Annotated in this window: 7 protein-coding genes; 5 read left to right on the top strand and 2 right to left on the bottom strand. The window is 51.8% G+C overall.

All coding sequences use genetic code 11. From position 1 onward, the window contains the following. Nucleotides 1–403: 403 nt before the first annotated feature. Entirely contained in the window at nt 404–1174 is a 771-nt protein-coding gene (locus tag BLX24_RS29325) for an LOG family protein (RefSeq protein WP_071506780.1), read from the bottom strand. A gap of 101 nt (nt 1175–1275) precedes the next feature. On the opposite strand from BLX24_RS29325, the gene BLX24_RS29330 reads away from it, so the two are divergent. The 4 genes from BLX24_RS29330 (at nt 1276) to BLX24_RS29345 (ending at nt 4110) form a co-directional block, all read left to right on the top strand. Further along, nucleotides 1276–2475 (top strand): tyrosine-type recombinase/integrase, encoded by a 1200-nt coding sequence (locus BLX24_RS29330; RefSeq protein ID WP_071506781.1) that lies wholly within the window; start codon nt 1276–1278, stop codon nt 2473–2475. Between the two features lie 11 nt (nt 2476–2486). Further along, a complete protein-coding gene (locus tag BLX24_RS29335; protein ID WP_071506782.1) occupies nt 2487–3074 on the top strand; it encodes a Crp/Fnr family transcriptional regulator in 588 nt (195 codons plus the stop codon). Nucleotides 3075–3145: 71 nt separating this feature from the next. Next, complete coding sequence (locus tag BLX24_RS29340) at nt 3146–3550, top strand: DUF4345 domain-containing protein (RefSeq protein WP_071506783.1); 405 nt, start codon at nt 3146–3148, stop codon at nt 3548–3550. A 5-nt stretch (nt 3551–3555) separates the two neighbouring features. Then, the gene (locus tag BLX24_RS29345; protein ID WP_071506784.1) at nt 3556–4110 is read left to right on the top strand and encodes a DinB family protein; all 555 of its coding nucleotides are present in this window, start codon (nt 3556–3558) and stop codon (nt 4108–4110) included. A gap of 4 nt (nt 4111–4114) precedes the next feature. Here the strand turns inward: BLX24_RS29345 and BLX24_RS29350 are convergent, their stop codons facing one another. After that, a complete protein-coding gene (locus tag BLX24_RS29350) occupies nt 4115–4867 on the bottom strand; it encodes an NUDIX hydrolase (RefSeq protein WP_071506785.1) in 753 nt (250 codons plus the stop codon). A 112-nt stretch (nt 4868–4979) separates the two neighbouring features. Here BLX24_RS29350 and BLX24_RS29355 point away from each other — a divergent pair, with 112 nt between their 5' ends. After that, on the top strand, nt 4980–5852 hold the full coding sequence (locus tag BLX24_RS29355; RefSeq protein ID WP_071506786.1) for an alpha/beta hydrolase: 873 nt from the start codon (nt 4980–4982) through the stop codon (nt 5850–5852). Nucleotides 5853–5881: the final 29 nt, after the last annotated feature.

The following is a 5881-nucleotide window of genomic DNA, read 5'->3' on the forward strand; positions in this document are numbered from 1 at the left end:
AGCTGGTACGAGCGGATACCGGCCGGGACATCCGAAACCAGGGATGCGTTCCGGGTAGGCGGGCTTTCCACAGCAGAAAAAAAATTCTTCTGCGCGATAGCCGTTCCGGACAGCATACCGGCAACCAGAAGTAAAGAAATTGATTTCAGGTAAACAGTTAGTCGCATAACATCGATGTGAAGCGGGTGTTACATATGATTAGAACGTGACGGGTGTGATTATTAAATCCAATTGTCATTTTTTGCGAATTAATTTCACATACCCAGGTCCAAAGCTATGGGTTTGTCACAGATTTTCCCCTACCCATATGGGTAGTTTTTCGATAAATACGGCTAAGACCACCCCTTTAGGTAGTTGTTTTTTTGTAAGCCAGCCTTAGCCTTCCCGCCAGAAGCAGTCGAAATCAGACTTTCTCCAGTAACCACCACAGCGGCTTCCGTCGGGAGATCACTTTATAGTTCTGCTGCACATAGGTTTGTATATGCTGCTGCGCCTCATCAATGTCGTCTGTCAGGCAAACCAGGCCAAGGTCTTTTTCACTGATGGTTCCCCGCTTTTTCATATCCTCCATAAACGCCATCAGAGGCTGGTAATAATCTTTGCCCATCAGCACAACCGGAAACTGCTGAATCACGCCGGTCTGCACCAGCGTCAGCGTTTCGAAGAGTTCGTCCATAGTCCCCCAACCGCCCGGCAATACCACAAAGGCATACGAATATTTAAGCAGCAGTACCTTTCTGACGAAAAAGAAATTGATCGTTACGCTGGTGTGCAGGTAGGGGTTTGGCTGCTGCTCAAAAGGCAACCGGATATTGCAGCCGACCGAGCGGCCACCGGTTTCGAACGCCCCGCGGTTAGCGGCCTCCATAATGCCGGGACCACCACCGGTCATGACCGTAAACCCAAGCTCACGGATAGCGCGACCGGCCTGGCGGGCCATTTCGTAGTAGGGATGCCCTTCCTTGAAACGGGCCGAGCCAAAGACCGTAACGCAAGGGCCGACAAAATGCAGCTTCCGCAGCCCCTTCAGGAGTTCCCAGCCTACCTGGAAAATAAACCGGAGCTCAGATCCCCGGTTTTTGGGGCCTTCGAGCGATTGGTTAACGGAATCATTGAATAAAGGAGCAATCGGAGGTCTCGGATTGCTTTGCTGCGGGTTTTGCTGGTCTGTCATGGTCGTACGAAGGTAGTGTAATCTGTCCCGGATCTGACCGGCCGCTGACGGAAAAACCGGCCGGATGCATCAGGTTCGGGCACGATGCTTAAATTTGCAATATGTCCAAAAAAGAGTCAACAACCGTAGTCCGCCCTATACACGTTACGTCAAAAAGCGTACTGACAGTTAGTCAGCTTATTAACCTGTTTGAGAACTGGCTGCCTCATCCGGGCAATTATCCCCGGCTGACGCGCCAGTTTATTCAGTTCTGCCTTGCCAATAGCCTGCCCATTACCCAGGCAACGCTTCAGATCTATGGCGAAGGGAAAACGGGGAATAAAATTTCGCCGATCAAAAAATTCTTTATGTTCTTTCAGGTGATTGGTTTTCCGAAAGTGGTGGCAGACCCGCCGGCCCAAAAACCAATACCGGCCAATGCCAGCTTCCTGATTGATCGCTATCTACAGGAAGCGGTACACCTCATGGGCGAGAAAACAAAGGACAATTACACCCAGGCCCTGACCGTTTTTTTTAAATTCATGCATGAGGAACGGGCGGCCGGAAAGCACGTCACGTTTACCACCCAGACCGTACACCATTACATACAGCACCTGAAAAAAAAGGGACTTTCGGCCTTTACCATAAATTTTTACCTGTCCTCCGTCAAACAACTGGGGGTTTGGGTCGTAGAAAACGCGGGGCGGCTGGGGCTAAATGAAGAACAGATAAACGCCTTGCAGGGCATTAAAAAAATAAAAGGCATCCCGGTCGAACGTAAATTTCATAAGGATAGCCTGACTGCGGAAGAACGGGACGGTTTTCTCCGGACAATTGATGATCCGCTCGACAAAGCCGTTGCCATGCTGATGGTTACGGAAGGATTGCGAACCGTTGAAGTAACCCGCCTGACCATCGGCGATCTTGATTTCGATAAGGAAAAAATCAGCGTTCTCGGACGGGGGAAGGCCGACAAAAAAACGATTGATCTCTTTCCGGAATGTGCGCAGGCCATCCGGAATTACCTGAACGCATCCGGCATCGCTGAAGGCGGATGCCCCGCGCCCTCTCCCGATCAGCTCCTGTTTCCTGGCCTGACAACGGGACAGATCCGGTACCGCATCGACCGTTACCTCAAAGCCATGAACCTCAAGCGGAAAAATATATCGGCGCACAGCCTGCGCCACACGGCCGGCCAAATCCTGATCGATGAGGGCGTCGACCCGACCTGGGTGCAGCAACACCTGCGCCACGAGCTGTTTGAGACAACCCTGCTCTACATCAAAAAACAGGACGAGGTTTCTGCCGACGGACATCTGTAACGAAAACGACCATGACAGCCTCTGAACGCACCGCCCTGAAACGGGTCACCGACGCCATCCGGCCACTGCCCGATCCTGACTGGCAGGCGTTTGAAGCCATCTGGCATCCGTTCACGGCCAGGCGGAAAGTGATGCTTACTGAAGCGGGTACTCCGGAAAAGTACCTCTATTTTGTGCTGGAAGGCGTGCAGCGGGTGTATTACCTGGACGAGCTGCATCGGGAAGCAACCATCGTGTTTTCGTATCCGCCTTCCTTCGGTGGCGTCGTAGATTCGTTTATGCTCCGGCAGCCTTCCCGTTATTATTTCGAAACGCTGACGCCTTCTGTGTTTTTACGGGCATCCAGCCATGATCTGACCCGGTTGATGGCCGAATTTCCGGCCATTGAATCCATGATCCGGCTGGGATTGACGCATGCCTTTTCGGGCATTCTCGAACGCCTGGCCGAATTACAGTGCTACTCCTCAGCCGACAAATTCAGAAAACTGCTCCAGCGCAGCCCGCACATTCTCCAGCTGGTTCCGCACCGGTATCTCGCCAATTATATCGGCGTTGATCCGACAAACTTCAGCAAACTCATAAACTCGGTCAAGCTATAAATCCTGGTATTTACCAAGATTCCGTAAAAAATACAGGCGCACCTTTGCATCGAACGTTAACACAACGAATTATGCAAACACTATTGACCCGTGTCTCTCAGGGCTTTATTACACTCTCGGCCCTTGCCTTATTAGCGGTCAGCCTGATGGCTTTTGCCAATCCGCAATCCGTCATGGACCTTGTACATGTGCAACTCGGCAATACGGATGCCTACAGTTCGATCCGCGGCGTTTATGGCGGCGTCGGGCTGACGCTTTTTATTTCGCTGATGTATCTGATGCTGCACGATCCCCGGAAAGGACTGAGTTTTCTGATACTGCTTTGGGGTTTTTATGCATTTTCACGCACCATGACCATTTTTATGGAGGGCAGGCTCGGCGCTTTCGGTCAGCAGTGGCTGGTGGTCGAATCTGTTTTTTGCCTGATCGCTGCGGGGTTGTTCCTGGCCACGCGCCAACAAACCAAAAAGAGGTAATTGCCATGAATACGGTTGATAAAAAGGAGTTTCTGGCCATGCTTGAAGCAATGACGGACCGCCAGCTGACCCTGGCCGTTGACGTTTTTCAGAACCAGTCCGACGCCTGGCTTTCGGCTCCTTCCCCCGATGGCGGCTGGAGTGTCAGCGAATGTCTGGAACACCTGCTGAGCTATGGCCACTACTATTTGCCCCGCCTTCGCAACGCACTTGATAGCAGAACCATTCACAAAAACCAAAACCGGTTTACATCGGGCTGGCCGGGGCGCTATTTCATCAGGATGATGGACCCGAAAACATCCCGCAAGCGATACAAAGCGGCGAAGCGACACCAGCCAAACATAACCCGCCCCGGCCATCAGACGGTAGCGGAATTTATTGGTCAGCTGGAAGAATTACTCCGGCTCATCCGGAAAGCCGGAACGGCCGATTTACAGCGTATCCGGATTCCGGTATCCGTTGCCCCTTTCCTGACAATGAACGGCGGCGATACGCTGCACTTTCTGGCCGTCCATAACCAGCGCCATATTGACCAGGCGTTGCGGCATGGTAGCCGGTAATACGTCAGGTACCAGGTTCCGGCAGGATTTCACCGGACTGTGTTTCCTGAAACCGATACAGGTACGGCGCTTTATGTGACGTACCCGACCGGCGTTCCGGCAAGCGTTCCAGCTGGCCGGAGGCCAGCATTTTCTTGTAGAAATTCCGCGAATCAAGCGCGGTACCCAGAATACATTCGTGCAGGCGCTGCAATTCAGGTATGGTAAACGGATCCGGTAGCAGGTGATTCAGCGGCTGCTCATTCAATTCCCGGCGCAAGGAGTGCAGGGCTACCTCAATAATATGATTGTGGTCGAACAGGAGGCGGGGCAGGTCCTGTATATTCCACCACCGGCATTCGTCGGTTATCAGATCCGGCATCGGGGTCACTTTCGAATAATTGACCAGCGCATAATAGCCAATCGAGATGGTACGTTCTGACCATTTGATCCCTTCCAGCGGCATTTTTGTCCGTTGCCAGGTATCGGCCTGATCATAGCGGTTAGCATCGCCAAACACATGGAACTGTTTCAGGTAAAGCTGGTTCAGGCCGGTACGCTCCTGCACAATCCGTCCGGCAGCGGCATCTACCGATTCAAGTTTGTAAATAAATCCTCCCGGCAAACTCCACTCATCCGTTCCTTTCCAACGTAACAGCAAAACCTTGAGCTGATTTTCGGAAAAACCAAAAATTACCCCGTCAATCGACATGTAATGAATACAGTGCTCTGACACATGCTGAAAATATGGAACACCCGGATGATTATACTTATTCATGAATTAGCAATAAATTTTGCTTTACGTAACTTGTACGTAAAGATACAATATGTACTTTTGATGCAAGTTATACGCCTTTAGTTAAGCCTTTAGAAAAATTTTCCGGATGCAGATGACACGCTGTCTGACCCTGACCTGGCTACTGCTTCTGCCGCTTTTCACAAAAGCGGCCCGGGTTGATACGCTTGCCATACAGAGTGCGAGCATGAACCGGCTGCTTAAGGCGGCCGTTGTACTGCCGCAATCCTACAAAAAAAAGAAAAAGCAAGCCTTTCCGGTTCTCTACCTGCTTCACGGTGGCTCCGGCTCATTCAGAGACTGGCTGAGCAAAACGCCCGATAAGCTGTTACTACACCGGCTCGCGGATCAATACAACCTGATTATTGTAACGCCCGACGGGGACCCGGTCAGCTATTACTTCGACAGTCCGCTGGTGAGTACCAGCCAGTTCGAGACATTTATTTCAAGGGAGCTCATCGAAAAAGTAGATGCCAGCTACCGGACAGTTGCTGAAAAAAGAGGAAGGGTCATTGCCGGATTGAGTATGGGCGGGCACGGAGCCATGCTCATCGCCGCCCGGCATCCCGAACTGTTTGCCGCAGCCGGCAGTATGAGCGGTGTAATGAACATCAACACGGCGACGTGGAAAGTCCCCGCCGACTTTGCGAAATCGAGAGCCGATAATTTAGCCCGTCTTCTGGGTCCGCCCTCCGCCGGTGAGCACCCCTATCCGGGCCTGACAATCGTTACGCTGGCCGATAAGCTGAAAGCAAACAAGCTGCCTTTGATCCTGGATATTGGTGTCGACGATTTTCTGATTGATACAAACCGCGACCTGCATCAGCGCCTGCTGGCCAATCAAACCCCGCATGACTACACCGAACGCCCGGGGGCGCATACGTGGGAGTACTGGGGGAATGCCCTGCCTTATCAGGTACTATTTTTCAGCAACATTCTGAAAACCAACGGAAGTTTAATCCCTTAATCCAATGATACGCACGCTCATCACCCTTT

The sequence above is a fragment of the Arsenicibacter rosenii genome (assembly GCF_001870735.1).
In the GTDB taxonomy this organism is placed as follows: Bacteria; Bacteroidota; Bacteroidia; order Cytophagales; family Spirosomataceae; genus Arsenicibacter; species Arsenicibacter rosenii.